17 protein-coding genes and 1 pseudogene are annotated in these 18,538 nt (G+C 62.7%); 12 read left to right on the top strand and 6 right to left on the bottom strand.

Annotated elements, in window-relative coordinates:
• Nucleotides 1-19: 19 nt before the first annotated feature.
• Both ACZ41T_RS10555 and ACZ41T_RS10560 read right to left on the bottom strand, forming a co-directional pair.
• Nucleotides 20-748: a 16S rRNA (uracil(1498)-N(3))-methyltransferase gene (locus tag ACZ41T_RS10555; protein ID WP_464921355.1), complete on the bottom strand. Its 729-nt coding sequence runs from the start codon at nucleotides 746-748 to the stop codon at nucleotides 20-22.
• A 4-nt stretch (nucleotides 749-752) separates the two neighbouring features.
• Nucleotides 753-998, bottom strand: a complete 246-nt coding sequence (locus ACZ41T_RS10560) for a hypothetical protein (RefSeq protein ID WP_464921356.1) — start codon at nucleotides 996-998, stop codon at nucleotides 753-755.
• A gap of 91 nt (nucleotides 999-1,089) precedes the next feature.
• On the opposite strand from ACZ41T_RS10560, the gene ACZ41T_RS10565 reads away from it, so the two are divergent.
• The 11 genes and pseudogenes from ACZ41T_RS10565 to ACZ41T_RS10615 all read left to right on the top strand — a co-directional run bounded on the left by ACZ41T_RS10565 (nucleotide 1,090) and on the right by ACZ41T_RS10615 (nucleotide 13,096).
• Nucleotides 1,090-1,647: a thioredoxin family protein gene (locus tag ACZ41T_RS10565; protein ID WP_464921357.1), complete on the top strand. Its 558-nt coding sequence runs from the start codon at nucleotides 1,090-1,092 to the stop codon at nucleotides 1,645-1,647.
• 1 nt (nucleotide 1,648) lies between these two features.
• Nucleotides 1,649-2,263 (top strand): class I SAM-dependent methyltransferase, encoded by a 615-nt coding sequence (locus ACZ41T_RS10570; protein ID WP_464921358.1) that lies wholly within the window; start codon nucleotides 1,649-1,651, stop codon nucleotides 2,261-2,263.
• A 2-nt stretch (nucleotides 2,264-2,265) separates the two neighbouring features.
• On the top strand, nucleotides 2,266-3,048 hold the full coding sequence (locus ACZ41T_RS10575) for an inositol monophosphatase family protein (protein ID WP_464921359.1): 783 nt from the start codon (nucleotides 2,266-2,268) through the stop codon (nucleotides 3,046-3,048).
• A 232-nt stretch (nucleotides 3,049-3,280) separates the two neighbouring features.
• On the top strand, nucleotides 3,281-5,266 hold the full coding sequence (gene tkt / locus ACZ41T_RS10580) for a transketolase (RefSeq protein ID WP_464921360.1): 1,986 nt from the start codon (nucleotides 3,281-3,283) through the stop codon (nucleotides 5,264-5,266).
• A 109-nt stretch (nucleotides 5,267-5,375) separates the two neighbouring features.
• Nucleotides 5,376-6,374 (top strand): type I glyceraldehyde-3-phosphate dehydrogenase, encoded by a 999-nt coding sequence (gap, locus tag ACZ41T_RS10585; RefSeq protein ID WP_464921361.1) that lies wholly within the window; start codon nucleotides 5,376-5,378, stop codon nucleotides 6,372-6,374.
• A 176-nt stretch (nucleotides 6,375-6,550) separates the two neighbouring features.
• Nucleotides 6,551-7,750, top strand: a complete 1,200-nt coding sequence (locus ACZ41T_RS10590) for a phosphoglycerate kinase (RefSeq protein ID WP_464921362.1) — start codon at nucleotides 6,551-6,553, stop codon at nucleotides 7,748-7,750.
• Between the two features lie 89 nt (nucleotides 7,751-7,839).
• Entirely contained in the window at nucleotides 7,840-9,282 is a 1,443-nt protein-coding gene (gene pyk / locus ACZ41T_RS10595) for a pyruvate kinase (protein ID WP_464921363.1), read from the top strand.
• A gap of 38 nt (nucleotides 9,283-9,320) precedes the next feature.
• Complete coding sequence (gene fba / locus ACZ41T_RS10600; RefSeq protein WP_464921364.1) at nucleotides 9,321-10,388, top strand: class II fructose-bisphosphate aldolase; 1,068 nt, start codon at nucleotides 9,321-9,323, stop codon at nucleotides 10,386-10,388.
• 356 nt (nucleotides 10,389-10,744) lie between these two features.
• The gene (locus ACZ41T_RS10605; RefSeq protein ID WP_464921365.1) at nucleotides 10,745-12,199 is read left to right on the top strand and encodes a catalase; all 1,455 of its coding nucleotides are present in this window, start codon (nucleotides 10,745-10,747) and stop codon (nucleotides 12,197-12,199) included.
• A 76-nt stretch (nucleotides 12,200-12,275) separates the two neighbouring features.
• Nucleotides 12,276-12,671: pseudogene (locus ACZ41T_RS10610) on the top strand (class II fructose-bisphosphate aldolase); the annotation flags it as partial.
• A 158-nt stretch (nucleotides 12,672-12,829) separates the two neighbouring features.
• The gene (locus ACZ41T_RS10615) at nucleotides 12,830-13,096 is read left to right on the top strand and encodes a hypothetical protein (RefSeq protein ID WP_464923961.1); all 267 of its coding nucleotides are present in this window, start codon (nucleotides 12,830-12,832) and stop codon (nucleotides 13,094-13,096) included.
• Here the strand turns inward: ACZ41T_RS10615 and ACZ41T_RS10620 are convergent.
• Nucleotides 13,020-13,418 carry a DUF779 domain-containing protein gene (locus ACZ41T_RS10620; protein ID WP_464921366.1) on the bottom strand — a complete coding sequence of 133 codons (399 nt, stop codon included), beginning with the start codon at nucleotides 13,416-13,418 and terminating at the stop codon, nucleotides 13,020-13,022. The two genes, ACZ41T_RS10615 and ACZ41T_RS10620, sit on opposite strands and share 77 nt — an antisense overlap.
• Before the next feature lie 72 nt (nucleotides 13,419-13,490).
• On the bottom strand, nucleotides 13,491-15,011 hold the full coding sequence (adh, locus tag ACZ41T_RS10625) for an aldehyde dehydrogenase (RefSeq protein ID WP_464921367.1): 1,521 nt from the start codon (nucleotides 15,009-15,011) through the stop codon (nucleotides 13,491-13,493).
• 297 nt (nucleotides 15,012-15,308) lie between these two features.
• Here adh and ACZ41T_RS10630 point away from each other — a divergent pair, with 297 nt between their 5' ends.
• Nucleotides 15,309-17,252: a sigma-54-dependent Fis family transcriptional regulator gene (locus ACZ41T_RS10630; RefSeq protein ID WP_464921368.1), complete on the top strand. Its 1,944-nt coding sequence runs from the start codon at nucleotides 15,309-15,311 to the stop codon at nucleotides 17,250-17,252.
• A 99-nt stretch (nucleotides 17,253-17,351) separates the two neighbouring features.
• Here ACZ41T_RS10630 and ACZ41T_RS10635 read toward each other — a convergent pair whose 3' ends face one another.
• Together ACZ41T_RS10635 and ACZ41T_RS10640 are read right to left on the bottom strand one after the other, a co-directional pair.
• On the bottom strand, nucleotides 17,352-17,720 hold the full coding sequence (locus tag ACZ41T_RS10635; RefSeq protein ID WP_464921369.1) for a hypothetical protein: 369 nt from the start codon (nucleotides 17,718-17,720) through the stop codon (nucleotides 17,352-17,354).
• A 419-nt stretch (nucleotides 17,721-18,139) separates the two neighbouring features.
• Entirely contained in the window at nucleotides 18,140-18,361 is a 222-nt protein-coding gene (locus ACZ41T_RS10640; protein ID WP_464921370.1) for a hypothetical protein, read from the bottom strand.
• Nucleotides 18,362-18,538 lie beyond the last annotated feature (177 nt).

Genomic DNA, 18,538 nt, shown 5'->3' on the forward strand with positions numbered 1-18,538 from the left:
TGGCCGGGCTTGATCCGGCTCAAAAATCGCCCCATAGCGTCTGCATCGCCGCCAGCGCCGCCAGCGCGGCAGTCTCGGTGCGCAGCACGCGCGGTCCCAGCCGCACCGGGGTGGCCCCTGCCGCGTGCAGCGCGGCGATCTCGTCGGCATCGAACCCGCCTTCGGGGCCGGCGACCAGGCAATCCATCGCGCCCGGCTGCGGCAGGTCGGCCAGCCGCGCCTCCGCCAGCGGCGACAGGAAAAGCAGCCGCCCGTCTTGTCTTTGTCCGAGCCAGTGGGCCAGCGTCAGCGGCGGCGCCACCGCGGGAATCTGGTTGCGCCCGCACTGCTCGCAGGCGCTCGCCACCACGCCCTGCCAGTGCGCGATGCGTTTGTCGGCGCGCTCGCCCGTCAGCTTGACCACGCTGCGCCTGGCGGCGATCGGCTGGATCGCCACCACCCCGAGTTCGACCGCCTTTTGCAGCGTGTAATCCATGCGCTCGCCGCTGGAAATCCCCTGCGCCAGCATCACGCGCAGCCGCGATTCGCGCTCGATGGCGGCAAAGCCGGTGATGCTGACGGTCACTTCGTCCTTGTTGATGCGCTCGATGCGCGCGCTGTATTCGCCGCCCAGCCCGTTGAACAGGATGACGGCATCGTCCGCCGCCAGCCGCAGCGCGCGCGCGGCATGGCGCGCCGGTCCGGGTGGCAGGCTGAAGCGGGCGCCCGGGGCGAGCGGCTGATCGAGATAAAAACGCGGCGCGGACATGATCCTAGAAACGGTAGTTGGGCGCGCTCGATGGTGCGTCCGGACGTGTGGCTGCCGCGAAGCGAGAAGGCGGCAGGCTGTTGCCTGCAACGACGAGCGAGAGCGGAGTCGTTGCCGCTTTAGCGGCTTTACGAATCCGGCCTACCCCTTGCGGGTACAAAGGCAGGCGCGCGTCCAGGCGTGCCAGCGGGTGCGTAGCGGCCTCAGCCTGGCGGCGAACCAGGATGAAGGCAGAGAAACCGGTATTCATGCAGGATTCCATAGGGTTGTGAGCGGTCAACTGCGGTTTTTAGGATCTTGCTATTATGCCGGGATTGAAAAGAAATTCTGCGGAGCGCGCCATGGTTTCCCTCACCACCCCCGTATGTGATTTTGGCTGGAAAGCCCCCGATTTCAGCCTGCCCGGCGTCGACGGAAAAATGTGGACGCCGTCCGACGCGATGGGGCCGAACGGCCTGCTGGTGATGTTCATCTGCAACCATTGCCCGTATGTGAAGGCGATCCGTCCGCGGCTGGTGCGCGACCTGGCCGAACTCAGGCAGCATGGCATCCACGCCATCGCCATCATGTCGAACGACCCGACCGACTACGAGGAGGACTCGTTCGACAACATGAAAAAGGCGGCGGCGGAGTTCAGCTTCCCCTTTCCCTACGTGATCGACGCAACGCAGGAGGTGGCGCAGGCCTACGGCGCGGTGTGCACGCCGGACTTTTTCGGCTTCAACCGGAATTTCGAACTGCAGTACCGCGGCCGCTTCGACGCGTCGCGCAAGGACACCGCGCCCGAGGGCGTGCGCCGCGACCTGTTCGAGGCGATGAAGGAAATCGCTGCCAGCCAGCGCGGGCCGGCCGAACAGATTCCCAGCATGGGCTGCTCGATCAAATGGAAAGAAGCGTGACATGGTCGACCGCCGGCAGCATTGGGAAACGGTATACGGCAACAAGGCGGTCGATGAGGTCAGCTGGTTCCAGCCGCATGCCGCGTCGTCGCTGCGCCTGATCGAGGGCTGCGCGGACAAAAATGCGCACATCATCGACGTCGGCGGCGGCGCTTCTGTGCTGGTGGATGGTCTGCTCGACGCCGGCTATCGCAATCTGACCGTGCTCGACCTCGCTGAGTCGGCGCTGGCGGCCAGCCGCGCGCGGCTCGGCGCACGCGCACAGTCGGTGCAGTGGATCGCCGCCGACATCACCCGCGCCGAGTTGCCGGCCGCGCGCTACGACGTCTGGCACGACCGCGCGGTGTTTCATTTCCTGACCGATCCGGCCGACCGCACGCGCTATGTCGAGCAGGTGCTGAAAAGCGTGAAGCCCGACGGGCATGTCATTGTCGCCGCCTTCGGCCCCGGCGGGCCGCTGCAATGTTCGGGGCTGGACGTGGCGTGCTACGCTCCCGAGGCGTTGCACGCCGAGTTCGGCGCCCCCTTCCGCCTGCTGGGCCACCAAACCGAAATCCACCGCACGCCTACGGGCCAGGAGCAGGAATTTGTCTATTGTTATTGCCGGCGCATCTAATCATGCTTGAACGGGTCAAGACGGTGGTGCGCGAGATCGCGCAGCGCGAAGTGACACCTCGTTTCCTCAAGGTGGCACATAGCCACAAGGTGGACGGCAGCCTGTTCACCGAGGCGGATGCCGAAACGCAGGCCGCGCTGGAAGTGGCGCTGCCGCAAATCAAGGATATGCCGGTGCTGGGCGAGGAAATGACCGAGCAGCAGCAGCACGACGCTTGGGACGCCGGACGCGACGGGCTGTGGTGCGTCGATCCGATCGACGGCACCTCCAACTTTGTCGCCGGCGTGCCCTATTTCGCCGTGTCGGTGGCCTATCTCTACAAGGGCGAGCGCCAGCTTGGCGTGGTGTACGATCCCATCGCCGATGAAATGTTCAGCGCCGAGCGCGGGTGCGGCGCGCATCTCAACGGCACGCCGCTGCCGCTGCGTGCTCCCGCCACCGAACTGCGCCGGGCGCTGGCCGGGGTCGAGATGAAGCGCATCGATCGCGAACTTGCCGGCAGGCTGGCAGCGTGGCCGCCGTACGCCTCGCAGCGCAATTTCGGTGCCTCCACGCTGGACTGGTGCTACACCGCCGCCGGCCGCTTCGACATCTATGTCCACGGCGGCCAGAAGCTGTGGGACTACGCCGCCGGCGCGCTGATCCTGGAAGAGGCGGGCGGGCGGCTGGCCAGCCTGTCGGGCAGCTTCGACATCGCCAATATATGGGAGCGATCGGTGGTGGCCTCGGCCAGCCCCGAGCTGTTCGAACTCTGGCGCAGCTGGCTGAAAGCGGCCGGCGCATAAGCCACGCCATCGGGTAAATAAAAAGATTTTTAGAAGGCAAGCCTCGGGCGGCGCCTGAGTTGTGCGCCTTAAGCTATTGTTGTGGCAACTTTTTCCCTGGTGTTTGCCACGGCTTGCGGAAGCCTGCCCTGCGGCGGATAATCAAGGTTTTTGCATATTCTGCCCAAGCTGCCGCTGTGCGGCTTTTCGGGGCGGGAATGCGGTGCTTTTTTACTTAGCTGAAGGGAACGTAATGCCAACCCGTACCGACCTGTCCAATGCCATCCGTGCGCTTGCGATGGATGCAGTCGAAAAAGCCAAATCCGGCCACCCCGGCGCCCCCATGGGCATGGCAGAAATCGCCGAAACGCTGTGGAATCACCATATGCGCCACAACCCGACCAACCCCAAGTGGGCGGATCGCGACCGTTTCGTGCTGTCGAACGGCCACGGCTCGATGCTGATCTACGCGCTGCTGCACCTGACCGGCTACGACCTGTCGATGGACGATTTGAAGCAGTTCCGCCAGTTGCACTCCAGGACCCCGGGCCACCCCGAGTACGGCTACGCGCCCGGCGTCGAGACCACCACCGGCCCGCTCGGCCAGGGCATCAGCAACGCCGTCGGCATGGCGATGACGGAAAAGATCCTTGCCGCCGAATTCAACAAGCCCGACCACACCATCGTCGACCACCACACCTACGCGTTCATGGGCGACGGCTGCATGATGGAAGGCATTTCGCACGAAGCCTGCGCGCTGGCCGGTACCTGGAAGCTGGGCAAGCTGATCGCCTTCTGGGACGACAACGGCATCTCGATCGACGGCCACGTCGAAAACTGGTTTACCGACGACACCCCGAAGCGTTTTGAGGCTTATGGCTGGCACGTCATCGCTAATGTCGACGGTCATGACGTCGTCGCGCTCGAAGCGGCGATCCAGAAGGCCAAGGCCAGCACCGACAAGCCCACCCTGATCTGCTGCAAGACCATCATCGGCAAGGGCTCGCCCAACAAGGCCGGCACCCACGACGTGCATGGCGCCGCCCTCGGGCACGAGGAACTGGAGGCTGCCCGCAAGCACATGGGCTGGAACCACCCCCCGTTCGAAATCCCTGCCGACATCTACGCCGGCTGGGACGCCAAGACCAAGGGCCAGGGGCTGGAAACACTGTGGAACAACAAGTTCGCCGAATACAAGAAGGCCTACCCGGCCGAAGCCGCCGAGTTCGAGCGCCGCATGAAGAGCGAATTGCCCGCCAACTGGAAGGCGCACGTCGCCGAGCAGCTGGCCGCAATCAACGCCAAGGCCGAGACCGTCGCCACCCGCAAGGCCAGCCAGATCGCGATCAACGCGCTGGCCCCCGCGCTGCCCGAGTTCCTCGGCGGCTCGGCCGATCTCACCGGCTCCAACCTCACCAACTGGACGGGCTGCCATCCGGTACGCGACGGCAACCCCGGCAACTACATCAGCTACGGCGTGCGCGAATTCGGCATGGCCGCGATCATGAACGGCATGGCGCTGCACGGCGGTCTGCTGCCGTTCGGCGGCACCTTCCTGATGTTCTCCGAGTACTCGCGTAACGCCATCCGCATGGCTGCACTGATGAAGCAGCGCGTGATCCACGTGTTCACGCACGACTCCATCGGTCTCGGCGAAGACGGCCCGACCCACCAGCCGGTCGAGCAGACCGCCACCCTGCGCATGATCCCCAACATCGACGTCTGGCGTCCGTGCGACACCGTGGAAACGCTGGTCGGCTGGGTGGCCTCGGTCGAGCGCGCCACCGGCCCCACCTGCCACATTCTTTCCCGCCAGAACCTGCCGTTCATGGCGCGCGACGCCGCGACCCTGGCCAACATCGCCAAGGGCGGCTACGTGCTGAAGGACGCCGCCGCTATCAAGGCGGTCATTATCGCCACCGGCTCCGAAGTCGAACTGGCCGTGAAGGCGCAGGAAGCCCTGGCCGCCGAAGGCATCGCCGTGCGCGTGGTGTCGATGCCGTCGACCAACACCTTCGACCGCCAGGACGCCGCCTACAAAGCGAGCGTGCTGCCGAAAGGCCTGCCGCGCGTCGCGGTGGAGGCCGGCGTCACCGACTTCTGGCGCAAGTACGTGGGTCTGGAAGGCGCCGTGATCGGCATCGACAGCTTCGGCGAATCCGCCCCGGCGCCGGCGCTGTTCAAGCACTTCGGCATCACCACCGAGGCCGTCGTGGCCGCGGTCAAGGGCGTTCTGTAAGTAAAGTAAAAACCTTTTCCGCGAAGGACGCGAAGATCCGCCAAGGAACAACTTTGCGCTTCTTCGCGTCCTTCGCGGATAAAAATTTCTTAACTCAGGAGAATGACAAATGGCAATCAAAGTTGGTATTAACGGTTTTGGCCGCATCGGCCGCATGGTGTTCCGCGCTGTGGCGAAGGACTTTCCCGGCATCGAGATCGTGGCGATTAACGACCTGCTTGACCCCGACTATCTGGCTTACATGCTGAAATACGACTCCGTGCATGGCCGTTTCAACGGCGACATCGCCGTGGACGGTGGCAATATGGTTGTGAACGGCAAGAAGATCCGCCTGACGGCCGAGCGCGACCCCTCCAACCTGAAGTGGAGCGAAGTGGGCGCCGACATCGTCATCGACTGCACCGGTTTCTTCCTGACCACCGAATCCTGCGAAGCACACATCAAGGCCGGCGCGAAGAAAGTGGTTCAATCGGCTCCCGCCAAAGATTCCACCCCGATGTTCGTCTATGGTGTGAACCACACTAAATACGCCGGTGAGGCCATCGTGTCCGCCGCGTCCTGCACCACCAACTGCCTGGCGCCTGTGGCCAAGGTGTTGAACGACAACTGGGGCATCAAGCGCGGTCTGATGACCACCGTGCATGCCGCCACTGCAACCCAGAAGACCGTTGACGGCCCGTCCTCCAAAGACTGGCGCGGCGGTCGCGGCATCCTGGAAAACATCATTCCGTCCTCCACCGGCGCCGCCAAGGCCGTCGGCGTGGTGCTGCCGGAACTGAAAGGCAAGCTGACCGGCATGGCTTTCCGCGTCCCCACCTCCGACGTGTCGGTCGTCGACCTGACCGTCGAGCTGAACAAGCCGGCCACCTACGCCGACATCTGCGCCGCCATGAAGGCCGCCTCCGCCGGTGCCATGAAGGGCGTGCTGGGCTACACCGAAGAAAAAGTGGTCTCCACCGACTTCATCGGCAACAGCGTCCCCTCCACCTTTGACGTCGATGCCGGCATCGCCCTGGACGACACCTTCGTCAAGGTCGTGTCCTGGTACGACAACGAGTATGGCTACACCTGCAACATGCTGCGCCTGGTCGAGCACGTGGCGAAGTAAGGGATCAGGATTCAGGGTAGGTGCGGGCGAAGCCCGCGCATTGAATCGGGGACGCGGCCTTGGCCGCTCATCCACGGGCCCCTGAATCTCGACCCCTGGCCCCTAAAGTGAGCCTTAAGGCCTGGCGCGGCCAACCCCGCGCCAACCCTTAAACCTTACCCTCAGGAGAAGCAACCATGGCATTCATTCGCGTTACCGATCTCGATCTGGCTGGCAAGCGGGTGTTCATCCGCGCCGACATGAACGTGCCGGTCAAGGACGGCAAGGTCACCTCGGATGCCCGTATCACCGCGTCGATGCGCACCATCGAGCACTGCCTCAAGGCGGGTGCCAGGGTGATGGTCACTTCCCACCTCGGCCGTCCTACCGAAGGCGAGTTCAAGGAAGCGGATTCGTTGAAGCCGGTGGTCGACGTCATCGCGCAGAAGCTCGGCAAGAACATCCGCCTGATCCGCGAATGGACCGAGGGCGGCTTCGACGTCGCCGAAGGTGAACTGGTGGTGCTGGAAAACTGCCGCGTCAACAAGGGCGAAAAGAAGAACATTGACGAGACCGCCAAAAAATATGCCGCGCTGTGCGACGTCTTCGTGATGGACGCCTTCGGCACCGCGCACCGCGCCGAAGCCTCGACCCACGGCATCGCCAAGTTCGCGCCGGTGGCGGCGGCCGGCATTCTGCTGACCGAAGAGCTTGAGGCGCTGGAGAAAGCGCTGGCCAACCCGGCGCGGCCGATGGTCGCCATCGTTGGCGGCTCCAAGGTTTCCACCAAGCTGACCGTGCTGGAAGCGCTGGCCGAGAAATGCGAGCAACTGGTGGTCGGCGGCGGCATCGCCAACACTTTCCTTGCTGCCGTGGGCAAGAACGTTGGCAAATCGCTGTGCGAACATGATCTCATCCCCACCGCGCAGTCACTGATCGAGAAAATGACCGCGCGTGGCGCAACCATTCCAATTGCCGTCGACGTGGTGGTCAGCAATGAGTCGCCGTTTGGCGCGGATGGCAATCCCAATGCCCCCGCTGTGCTGAAAGATGCCGATGACGTCGCCGACGACGACATGATCTACGACATTGGCCCGAAGAGCGCGCAGGAACTCGCCGACATCATCATGAAGGCCGGTACCGTGGTGTGGAACGGCCCGGTCGGCGTGTTCGAGTTCGACCAGTTTGGCGAGGGCACCAAGACCATCGCGATGGCGATCGCCAACACCAACGCCTTCACCCTGGCCGGTGGCGGCGACACCATCGCCGCGATCCAGAAATACGACATTTACGACAAGGTGAGCTACATCTCCACCGCCGGCGGCGCCTTTCTCGAATACCTGGAAGGCAAGGTCCTGCCCGCCGTGGCGATTCTGGAAGAGCGCGCGAACGGCTGACGCCGTTCGGTGAGGCGTGAGGGGTTAGGCGTCAGGCGTAACCCCCCGGCCTCTCCCTCACTCCTCACTCCTAACGCCTCACCCACACAATGATTCGCAGAACCAAAATCGTCGCCACCCTCGGGCCCGCCTGCTCCGATGCCAAAATCCTGGACCGGATGATGGAAGCCGGGCTGGATGTGGTGCGCCTGAACTTTTCCCACGGCGCGGCGCAGGACCATATCGATCGCGCCGAGCTGGTGCGTTCGCTGGCACGCGCACGCGGCCGCGCGGTCGGCGTGCTGGTCGATCTGCAGGGTCCGAAAATCCGCATCGGCAAGTTCAAGGACGGCAAGATCACGCTGGCCAAGGGCGACAGCTTCATTCTCGACGCCGCCTGCCCCCTGGGCGACCAGACCCGCGTCGGCCTCGATTACAAGGAATTGCCGAATGATGTGAGACGCGGCGTAACCCTGTTGCTGGACGATGGCCGCATCGAATTCTGGGTCGAGGAGGTTCGCGGCACGGAAATCATCTGCAAGGTGGTGCAGGGCGGGGTGCTGTCCAACAACAAGGGCATCAACCGCAAGGGTGGCGGGCTGTCGGCAGCCGCCCTGACCGAAAAGGACATCGAGGACATCAAGACCGCGGTGGCGCTGAACGCGGATTACCTGGCGGTATCGTTTCCGCGTTGCGGCGCCGACATGCGCCAGGCGCGCGAACTGCTGCGCGCGGCCGGCGGCAAGAGCCAGCTGGTGGCCAAGATCGAGCGCACCGAAGCGATCGAAAACCTGGAAGAGATCCTCGATGCCTCCGACGCCATCATGGTAGCGCGCGGCGATCTCGGGGTGGAAGTCGGCGACGCCGCGGTGCCCGCGCTGCAGAAACGCATGATCCGCATGGCGATCGAGCGCAACAAGGTCGTCATCACCGCCACCCAGATGATGGAGTCGATGATTTCCAGCCCGATTCCCACCCGCGCCGAAGTCTCCGACGTCGCCAACGCGGTGCTCGACGGCACCGACGCGGTGATGCTGTCGGCCGAAACGGCGGCGGGCCTGTTCCCGGTCGAGGCGGTGCAGGCGATGCACCGCGTCTGTCTGGAAGTGGAGAAGGAAGCTGAATCCGTTTTTTCCGGCGCGCGGCTCGACCACAGCTTTTTGCGCCCGGATGAAGCGATTGCGATGTCGGCGGTGTTTACCTCGGTGCACCTCAACATCAAGGCGATTGCCGCCCTGACCGAATCCGGCAACACTTGCCTGTGGATGAGCCGTCTGTCCACCCGTGTGCCGGTTTACGCCTTGACGCCCGCGGTGCAAACCCGCCGAAAGGTCACGCTTTTCCGCGGTGTTTACCCGATCAACCTGAAAACGGCCACCAAGGACCGCGACACGCTGCTGGCGGAAGCCGAAGAAGAGCTGCGGCGGCGCGGCGCGGTGCGCGATGGCGATCTGATCCTGCTGACTATCGGTGAGCCGATCGGCCAGTCGGGCGGCACCAATACCATGAAGATCGTCCGCGTGGGCGATTCGAAAAAACCTGATTTTGCATAAAGAGCGTGCTGTAAATTCTTAACCTAGGAGACTATGAAATGGCCCTGATTTCCCTTCGTCAATTGCTCGACCATGCCGCCGAAAATGGCTATGGCCTGCCCGCGTTCAACGTCAACAACATGGAGCAGGTGCAGGCCATCATGCAGGCCGCCGACGCCGTGAATTCGCCGGTGATCCTGCAGGGTTCCGCGGGTGCGCGTTCCTATGCCGGCGAGCCCTTCCTGCGCCATCTGATTCTGGCTGCGATCGAGCAATATCCGCACATTCCGGTCTGCATGCACCAGGACCACGGCGCCTCGCCCAGCATCTGTTTTCGCTCCATCCAGTCCGGGTTTTCGTCGGTGATGATGGACGGCTCCCTGGGCACCGACGGCAAGACCCCGTCCACCTACGAATACAACGTCGAAACCACCCGCAAGGTTTCCGAGCTGGCCCACGCTTGCGGCGTCTCCGTCGAAGGCGAACTGGGCTGCCTGGGCTCGCTGGAGTCCGGCATGGCCGGCGAAGAAGACGGCCACGGTGCCGAAGGCAAGCTGTCCCACGACCAGCTGCTGACCGACCCCGACGAAGCCGCTGATTTCGTTGCCAAGACACACGTGGACGCGCTGGCTATCGCCATCGGCACCTCGCACGGCGCCTACAAGTTCACCCAGAAGCCCACCGGCAAAGTGCTGCGTATCGACCGTGTCAAGGAAATCCACGAGCGCATCCCCAACGTGCACCTGGTCATGCACGGCTCGTCTTCCGTACCGGAAGACTGGCTTGCCATCATCAACAGCTTCGGCGGCGACATGGGTCAGACCTACGGCGTGCCCGTCAGCGAGATCGTCGAAGGCATCAAGAACGGCGTGCGCAAGGTCAACATCGACACCGACCTGCGCATGGCCTCCACCGGCGCGGTCCGCAAGCATCTGGCCGAAAACAAGGCCAACTTCGACCCGCGCAAATTCCTCAAGGAAGCCACCAAGGGCATGAGCGATATTTGCAAAAACCGCTACGAGGCCTTCGGCGCTGCCGGCATGGCGAGCAAGATCACCAAGGTCTACAGCCTGGAAGAGATGCAGAAGCGCTACGACAAGGGCGAGCTGGATCCCAAGATCAACTGATCGTCGGCTTGCCGAAATCAAACGCTGAAATTAAATGGGACGCTGCGGCGCCCCATTTTTTTATGGTCATCCGACAGCCTGCGGGATCCGTCGGGCACAGGCGGACTTCGTGATGTGTCAATGCCCGGATCACCGCCCCCTCCATCCACTTGTTGTAAGAAATGTTTACTACGCTCTAAGAGCGCGTAGCGATATTGGTCGTAGAAGAAATCGTTCTCTACTGAAGATATAAAGCGGCCGCCCGAATAGCCCGCAGGTACGCAGGTAAATGCAAAGCTTGTTTCAAAGCAGTTGCTGTGCAACTGAACGACAAGCGAGGCAATTTTCGAAGCACACAATCAGGGGTTACTATCATCATGGCAAAAGACGCTCCCAAACCCACGACAACCGATGCAGGGATTCCCGTATCCAGCGATGAATACTCGCTCACCGTCGGGCCGGACGGTCCTGTCTTGTTGCAGGATCACTACCTTATCGAGCAGATGGCGAATTTCAACCGGGAGCGGATACCCGAGCGCCAGCCGCATGCCAAAGGCGGGGGCGCCTTTGGACACTTCCAGGTGACCCAGGATGTCAGCCAGTACACCAAGGCGGCGTTGTTCCAGCCGGGTACCAAGACCGACATGCTGGTGCGTTTTTCGACCGTTGCGGGTGAACGCGGAAGCCCCGACACCTGGCGAGATCCGCGCGGCTTCGCGCTGAAGTTTTATACCAGCGAAGGCAACTATGACCTGGTCGGGAACAACACGCCGGTATTCTTCATTCGTGACCCGATGAAATTCCAGCACTTCATCCGCTCCCAGAAGCGCCGCGCAGACACCAACCTGCGTGACCATGACATGCAGTGGGACTTCTGGACCTTGTCCCCGGAGTCGGCCCACCAGGTCGCCTGGCTGATGGGCGACCGCGGCATTCCCAAGACCTGGCGGCACATGAACGGTTACTCAAGCCACGCCTACATGTGGGTCAACGCCAAGGGCCAACGATTTTGGGTGAAATACCACTTCAAGACCGACCAGGGGATCGATTTCCTCACTCAGGCGGAGGCCGATCGGCTCGCCGGCGAGGATGGCGACTATCATACCCGCGACCTTTACGACGCGATCAAGCGCGGCGACCACCCAAGTTGGACGCTTCATATGCAGGTCATGCCTTTCGAAAATGCCAAGACCTACCGATTCAATCCGTTCGACTTGACCAAGGTTTGGCCGCACGGTGACTACCCGCTGATCGAGGTTGGCAAAATGACGCTCGATCGCAATCCTGCCGATTACCACACCGAGATCGAGCAGGCCGCCTTCGAGCCCAACAATCTGGTGCCGGGAGTCGGTGTGAGCCCGGACAAGATGCTGCTGGGACGCCTTTTCTCATATTCCGACGCTCACCGGCATCGGCTCGGCGTTAACTATAAGCAGATCCCGGTCAATCAGCCCAAGGTGCCGGTACACAGCTATAGCAAGGACGGTGCGATGCGGATGCAGAACGTTTCTGACCCCGTATACGCGCCGAACTCGAAGGGCGGGCCGAAGGCCGACCCCGAGCGCTACCCCTACATGGAAAAGTGGGAAGCCAGCGGCGAATTCATGCACGCCGCCTACACGCCGCACAAGGAGGACAATGACTTCGTCCAGCCCGGAACCCTGGTGCGCGAGGTCATGGACGCCGCCGCACGTGACCGGCTGGTGTCAAACGTCGTCGGACACTTGAAGGCGGGCGTGACTCAGCCCGTGCTGGAGCGCGCATTTGAGTATTGGCGCAACATTGACCAGGAGATCGGCGATCGCATCGCCAAGGGGGCCAAGGGCACCTGAGCCTCACGGGGCTCCGGATGCGGTAGCTATTGAGGAGAGGGCACCAATGCCGGTGCCCATGTTCACTTGATAGTTCCATATTCAGCCCCCCAATGTGCATCTGGTCATGCACGGCTCGTCTTCCGTGCCGGAAGACTGGTTTGCCATCACCAACAGATTCGGCGGCGACATGGGTCAGACCTACGGCGTGCCCGTCAGCGAAATCATCAAGAACGGCGTGCGCAAGGTCAACATCGACACCGACCTGCGCATGGCCTCCACCGGTGCCATCCGCAAGCACCTGGCGGAAAACAAATTCAATTTCAACCCGCGCAAATTCCTCAAGGAAGCCACCAAGGGCATGAGCGACATTTGCCGGAACCGCTACAAAGCCTTCGGCGCCGTCTGCCAGGCGAGCAGGATCGGCAAGGTCTACAGCCTGGAAGACATGCAGAAATGCTACGACAAGGGAGTCCAGTTTTTTTTGACATGATCCCCATGCCCCTGGGGTGCTGGACGCCGACTTCTCCCATCGGGTAGACCACAAAAACTCCGCACGACTACGGATCCGCCAAATGTTCCTTTTGTGTGTCACTGACCCGAAAACAGGAAAACAGGGGTCAGGTCGTGGCCCAGGCCACCGACGCGCTCATGACCATCGCTTGGTCGGACGTCGTCAGCCTGGTGCTGTTCAAGCTGATCGACATGGCCATCGGCCTGCGCGTCAGCGAAGAACAGGAACGCGAAGGTCTCGATACCGCCAGCCATGGCGAGCGGGCCTACAACCGCTACATTCTATTTCTCAGAAGGAAGCCGGGGCGCTCTGCATGGGCGCCCCTTTTTATTGGGCGCTTTGCGGCGGCATCTGGCCGGAGTCTGTTTCCTGTTCCCCCAATTCGGCAAGCTCGGTGGCGTTGAAAACGCGCGAGCGGGTGTGGAAGGCAAGGCCTTCCGGCCCTTCGAGCGAGAACGTGCCGCCGCGGCCTTCGATCACGTCGATGATGAGTTGCGTGTGTTTCCAGTACGCGTATTGCGACCTTCCGATATAGAACGGGCAGCCGCCGATTTCGCCGAGCAGCACGTCGCCGGCGCCGGTGGTGATCTCGCCCGGCAGGAAACAATTGGCCGCGCTGTTGTCGCAGCACCCGCCGGATTGATGAAACATCAGCGGGCCGTGTTGTTTCTTCAGCCGTTCGATTAACGCCAGGGCCGCATCCGTGGCAACGACTTTTTCAACCATGGTTTTCTCCCATAAAAAGAGGCGGTTGCCCGCCTCTGAAATGCTTACAGTAAGCGCGCGAGGCGATTCTGCTCAGAAGAAGCCCAGCTTCTTAGGGCTGTAGCTGACCAGCAGGTTCTTGGTCTGCTGATAGTGGTCGAGCATTATCTTGTGCGTTTCGCGGCCGATCCCGGATTCTTTGTAGCCGCCGAAGGTGGCGTGTGCGGGATAGGCGTGGTAACAGTTGGTCCACACGCGGCCCGCCTTGATGGCGCGGCCCATGCGGTAGGCGGTATTGCCATCGCGCGTCCAGACGCCGGCACCCAGGCCATAGAGCGAGTCGTTGGCGATTTCGAGGGCTTCCGCTTCGGTCTTGAAGGTGGTCACGGCGAGCACCGGCCCGAAGATTTCTTCCTGGAAAATGCGCATCTTGTTGTGGCCCTTGAACAGGGTCGGCTGGATGTAATAGCCGTCGGCCAGATCGCCTTCCAGCACTGCGCGCGCACCGCCGATCAGCAACTCGGCGCCTTCCTGCCGGCCGAGATCGAGATAGGACATGATCTTGGTCATCTGTTCCTGGGAGGCCTGGGCGCCGACCATGGTGTCGGTATCGAGCGGGTTGCTCTGCTTGATGGCCTTGACGCGCTCGAGGACGCGCGCCATGAACTTGTTGTAAATGGATTCGTGGATCAGCGCACGCGACGGGCAGGTGCACACTTCGCCCTGGTTGAAGGCGAACAGCACCAGGCCTTCGATGGCCTTGTCGAAAAAGTCGTCGTCGGCATCGGCGATATCGGCGAAGAAGATGTTGGGCGATTTGCCGCCCAGTTCCAGCGTCGCCGGAATCAGGTTGTTGGCAGCGGCCTGGGCGATCACCCGGCCGGTGGAGGTGGAGCCGGTGAAGGCGATCTTGGCGATGCGCTTGCTGGTAGCGAGCGGCATACCGGCTTCGCGGCCAAAGCCGTTGACGATATTGAGAACGCCGGGGGGGAGCAGATCGGCGATCAGTTCGGCCATGACCATGATGCTGACCGGGGTCGACTCGGCAGGCTTTAGGACCACGCAGTTGCCGGCGACGATTGCCGGCGCCAGTTTCCAGGCCGCCATCAGGATCGGGAAATTCCACGGAATGATCTGGCCGACCACGCCCAGCGGTTCATGGAAGTGATAGGCGACGGTGTTTTCGTCGAGATCGCTGAGCGCGCCTTCCTGGGCGCGCATACAGCCGGCGAAGTAGCGGAAATGGTCTATGGTCAGCGGAATGTCGGCGTTCAGCGTTTCGCGGATCGGCTTGCCATTGTCGACGGTTTCGGCATAAGCCAGCAGTTCCAGGTTCTGTTCCAGACGATCGGCGATTCTGAGGAGGACGTTTGCGCGGTCGGCGGGGGCGGTGCGTCCCCATTGGTCGGCGGCAGCGTGGGCGGCGTCCAGCGCCAGCTCGATGTCTTCGGCACCCGAGCGGGCGGCCTTGGTGAAGACCTTGCCGGAGATCGGTGTGACGACGTCGAAGTACTCGCCCTTGACCGGCGGCACCCACTTGCCGCCGATGAAGTTGTCGTATTGGGCCTTGAACTGAACTTTGGCGCCGGCGGCGCCGGGTACGGCATAAATCATGAATATCTCCTCGATATTGTGAATGGTTGTCAAAAGCCCAGCGGGCCAAGCCAACCTATCACTCAGCAGAATACGTGCCCACGCTGACGGCGACGCCAAGTTCATGAAATATAGAGTATTTGTGTTGCCGACGCGATGCCGGGTGTCACGCCATACCCTGCGCCAACGCGTGGCACTGTCACGAAATGACACAGTCTTTCCATTTATCCCGACTTTGTCTTGCGCCGCGCAGGCGAATCCCTATAGTGTCCGAATACAGGACGCCGCCCGATGGCGCCGAATACCCAAGGAAAACCCATGGCATCTGGAGGAACCGGAAGCGCGGCCCTGCATCACGCCCGCCGCATGCTGCTCGAGCGCGGCGAACTGCCGGGCGGCCTGGTTGGCGATCTGGTGGCGCGCTCGTGGCGTCGCAGCTTCGATACTGGACTGGCACCGATCGGACGGCTCGGCGAAACGCCGCATCTTTCCGCTATCGAGCTTGAGCGCACCGTCGAACGCCAGCAAGAGCTCATCGCCCACGCCCGGCCGGTGATGGAATACCTGCACGGGCAGATACGCGGTTCGGGCTGCATGGGGATCCTGGCGGACGAACGCGGCGTGCTGCTGCAGGCGCTTGGCGACATCGACTTCCTGAAGCGCGCCGAACGCGTGGCGCTGATGCCGGGCGCCTCCTGGCTCGAACGTTATCGCGGCACCAATGCCATCGGCACGGCGCTGGCCGAGGGCGCGCCGGTCGTCATCCATGGCGCCGAGCACTATCTCGAACGCAATGCCTTCCTCACCTGCGCGGCCGCGCCGGTGGTCGCGCCGGATGGACGGCTGCTCGGCGTGCTCGACATATCGGGCGAGCAGCGCAGCTGCCATCCCCATACCTTCGGCCTGGTGCGCGCAGCGGCGCAAATGGTCGAGAACCGGCTATTCGACGCCCGTCACGGCGACAGCGTCCGCCTTCGCTTCCACCCGCTCGCCGAGGGCATCGGCACCGTGGCGGAAGGCGTTGTGGCGCTGTCGGAAGACGGCTGGATCGTCGGCGCCAACCAGGCGGGGCTGGCGCTGCTGGGCTTGGCCACCGCCGATCTCGGCGCAACCCCGCTCGAACGGGTGCTCGACATGCGCCTGACCGACCTGGTCGACTGGGGCCGTCAGCATTCCAGCCAGCCGCGACTGGTCAATCGCCAGCGGAGCGGGCGGCTGTTCGTGCGCGTCGAACCGGCGCGGCATCTGCGGGCCGTTGCGCCGGCGCCAAAGCGCCCCAGCCCGATTCCGGACAAGCTCGCCATCCTCAATACCGGCGATGCGCGCATGAGGGTCGCCATCGAGCGGGCAAGCAAAGTGCTGGGCAAACCGATCCCGCTGCTGCTGCTCGGCGAATCGGGCGTCGGCAAGGGATTGTTCGTCCGCGCCCTGCACGAATCGGGGCCGCACCACGGCAAGCCATTCGTCGCGGTGAATTGCGCCGCCCTGCCGGAAACCCTGATCGAGGCCGAACTCTTCGGCTATGCCCCCGGTGCATTTACCGGCGCCCGCCGCGAAGGATCGCCCGGCCGCATTCGCGAGGCCCACGGCGGCACCTTGTTCCTCGATGAAATCGGCGACATGCCGCTGGCGATGCAGGCACGCCTGCTGTGCGTATTGCATGAGCGCAAGGTCACGCCGCTTGGCGGCGGCCGGCCGATAGCGGTGGACTTCGCGCTGATCTGCGCGACGCACAGAAACCTGAAGACCGAAATGGACGCCGGCCGATTCCGCTCCGACCTCTACTACCGGATCAATGGCCTGACGCTGGCGCTGCCCGCCCTGCGCGAGCGCAGCGATTTTTCCGTCCTCGTTGCCCGGCTGATCGAGGAAGAGGGGCCGGGGAGGGGACTCGCGCTGGACGCCGTGCTGGCGCCTCACTTCGCCGACCACCCCTGGCCCGGCAATCTGCGTCAACTGTGCAACGCCATCCGCACGGCTTGCGCGCTGCTCGACGAAGGCGAAACGATCATCACCTGGCGCCATCTGCCCGACGACCTGCTCGGGGAGCTGCGGAGTCAATCGCCTCGCCCATGCCCGCCGGAAACGCCGGCCACGGAGAACCTGCGGGTTTTGTCCGACGCGATGATCGTCCAGGCGGTCGGATCGTCGGGAGGCAACATATCGGAAGCCGCTCGGCGCCTCGGAATCAGCCGCAACACCCTATATCGGCGACTCAAGCGCGGTAAATCGCAGCAGCCTGTCAGTTCGCGCACCGATTGACGCTAATCCGGCTACAGGGCTTATTTCACGCAACACGGCCTTGCGTAGCGTCCGCTGGGCCGCAGGATTTGGCGTCATAGCGACGGCCCTGCTTCACGGCTAGTGCCAGAACGCGACAACCTCCAGAAATTCTCCGCGGACGCGGTAGTAAATGAAGTGGCGAATTCGGGTGATACAACCTGCGAACCATATCGAAGCGCGCGATATTAATTTTGGTGCCAATACCAGGTTCTTCAACGAGTAAGGCCAAGGCGGCCTCGACATCCTTGCGAACAGTTCGTCGGCAGAAATGCCTTCCTCGCGGTCAGCCTCGTCCAGAGCATCGAGAAGTTCGGCTTCCTGTTGTGGCGGGCGTCGCACGGCGATCTCGTCACCCCGAGCGAGGACGGTCACGACCGTGCCCTCTGGCAGAGAGAGGCCCTCTACGACAACCTTGCCGCCAACTATGGTTCCCGGTGCAATTTGCATGTCGAAATGAAGAATCAAAGGTGAATCAAAGGGGCCGCTCACATTGTTTTACGATAAATGATAATCAAGCCGCCAGTTCGCCGCTCAGCCCCGGGTGGCGCTTGATCAGCCACATCAGGCATGGCACTCCCCCTGGAGGCGCGAAACGCCCCTGCTCCCAGTCGCGTAGCGTTGCCACCGGCGTTTGATGCGCTCGGCGAATGCGGCCTGAGACAGCCCCGTTCTGGCGTGGTCACATGGCCGATGCCGGCTGCACGCAGCCGGCATCGGTCTCGATGGCTTTTGCGATTTTCTCGATGTCCATGTCACGGCACCTTTTCGATTTCGGCGGTCGTCACGTTGCCGCGTTCTGATTTGGCATACAGCATTACCAGCAGCACGACTTCCCGCCCGTTAAGATTGAAATGGCTCTTTCACCGTTATTTGTTGGTGTTGGCCAGCCCCGAAATGGCTTTAGCCGCGATGCGGGCGGTAGCCCGCAAAGGTGGCGCGGCAAGACCTTGGCGAGCATTTGCTCTTTGCGCCTTGCGGCGCATCGCGGCTAAAGCCGCTCCCACGGGGTCGCCTGCGAGATGCCGCAAAATAAGAACTTCATCGGAGGGGGCAAGACATAAATCAACAGCCAACAGTGACATAGCCATTGAAATAGATCACGCGTACGTCGCCGCTTTTGCCTGCGGCCGCGCCGTCGGCCGGGGCGGGAAATATGGGGGACGGGCAATCCGCTCGGCTTGGCAGGGGGATTCAGCGCCGATCACTGCATCATCGTTTCAACACATGATGCCTGTAACCACTTGCAGCCAGCGAGCCCTAATTTT

Source organism: Thiobacillus thiophilus (genome assembly GCF_055378705.1).

What these genes read in the sequence shown, in the direction of transcription:
- ACZ41T_RS10560 (WP_464921356.1), bottom strand. Translation starts at nt 998, where the DNA reads ATGAATACCGGTTTCTCTGCCTTCATCCTGGTTCGCCGCCAGGCTGAG.
- ACZ41T_RS10630 (WP_464921368.1), top strand. Translation starts at nt 15,309, where the DNA reads ATGGCATCTGGAGGAACCGGAAGCGCGGCCCTGCATCACGCCCGCCGC.
- ACZ41T_RS10605 (WP_464921365.1), top strand. Translation starts at nt 10,745, where the DNA reads ATGGCAAAAGACGCTCCCAAACCCACGACAACCGATGCAGGGATTCCC.
- ACZ41T_RS10615 (WP_464923961.1), top strand. Translation starts at nt 12,830, where the DNA reads ATGACCATCGCTTGGTCGGACGTCGTCAGCCTGGTGCTGTTCAAGCTG.
- gap (WP_464921361.1), top strand. Translation starts at nt 5,376, where the DNA reads ATGGCAATCAAAGTTGGTATTAACGGTTTTGGCCGCATCGGCCGCATG.
- adh (WP_464921367.1), bottom strand. Translation starts at nt 15,011, where the DNA reads ATGATTTATGCCGTACCCGGCGCCGCCGGCGCCAAAGTTCAGTTCAAG.
- ACZ41T_RS10565 (WP_464921357.1), top strand. Translation starts at nt 1,090, where the DNA reads ATGGTTTCCCTCACCACCCCCGTATGTGATTTTGGCTGGAAAGCCCCC.
- ACZ41T_RS10620 (WP_464921366.1), bottom strand. Translation starts at nt 13,418, where the DNA reads ATGGTTGAAAAAGTCGTTGCCACGGATGCGGCCCTGGCGTTAATCGAA.
- ACZ41T_RS10555 (WP_464921355.1), bottom strand. Translation starts at nt 748, where the DNA reads ATGTCCGCGCCGCGTTTTTATCTCGATCAGCCGCTCGCCCCGGGCGCC.
- fba (WP_464921364.1), top strand. Translation starts at nt 9,321, where the DNA reads ATGGCCCTGATTTCCCTTCGTCAATTGCTCGACCATGCCGCCGAAAAT.
- ACZ41T_RS10575 (WP_464921359.1), top strand. Translation starts at nt 2,266, where the DNA reads ATGCTTGAACGGGTCAAGACGGTGGTGCGCGAGATCGCGCAGCGCGAA.
- ACZ41T_RS10635 (WP_464921369.1), bottom strand. Translation starts at nt 17,720, where the DNA reads ATGCAAATTGCACCGGGAACCATAGTTGGCGGCAAGGTTGTCGTAGAG.
- ACZ41T_RS10640 (WP_464921370.1), bottom strand. Translation starts at nt 18,361, where the DNA reads ATGGCTATGTCACTGTTGGCTGTTGATTTATGTCTTGCCCCCTCCGAT.
- pyk (WP_464921363.1), top strand. Translation starts at nt 7,840, where the DNA reads ATGATTCGCAGAACCAAAATCGTCGCCACCCTCGGGCCCGCCTGCTCC.
- ACZ41T_RS10590 (WP_464921362.1), top strand. Translation starts at nt 6,551, where the DNA reads ATGGCATTCATTCGCGTTACCGATCTCGATCTGGCTGGCAAGCGGGTG.
- tkt (WP_464921360.1), top strand. Translation starts at nt 3,281, where the DNA reads ATGCCAACCCGTACCGACCTGTCCAATGCCATCCGTGCGCTTGCGATG.
- ACZ41T_RS10570 (WP_464921358.1), top strand. Translation starts at nt 1,649, where the DNA reads ATGGTCGACCGCCGGCAGCATTGGGAAACGGTATACGGCAACAAGGCG.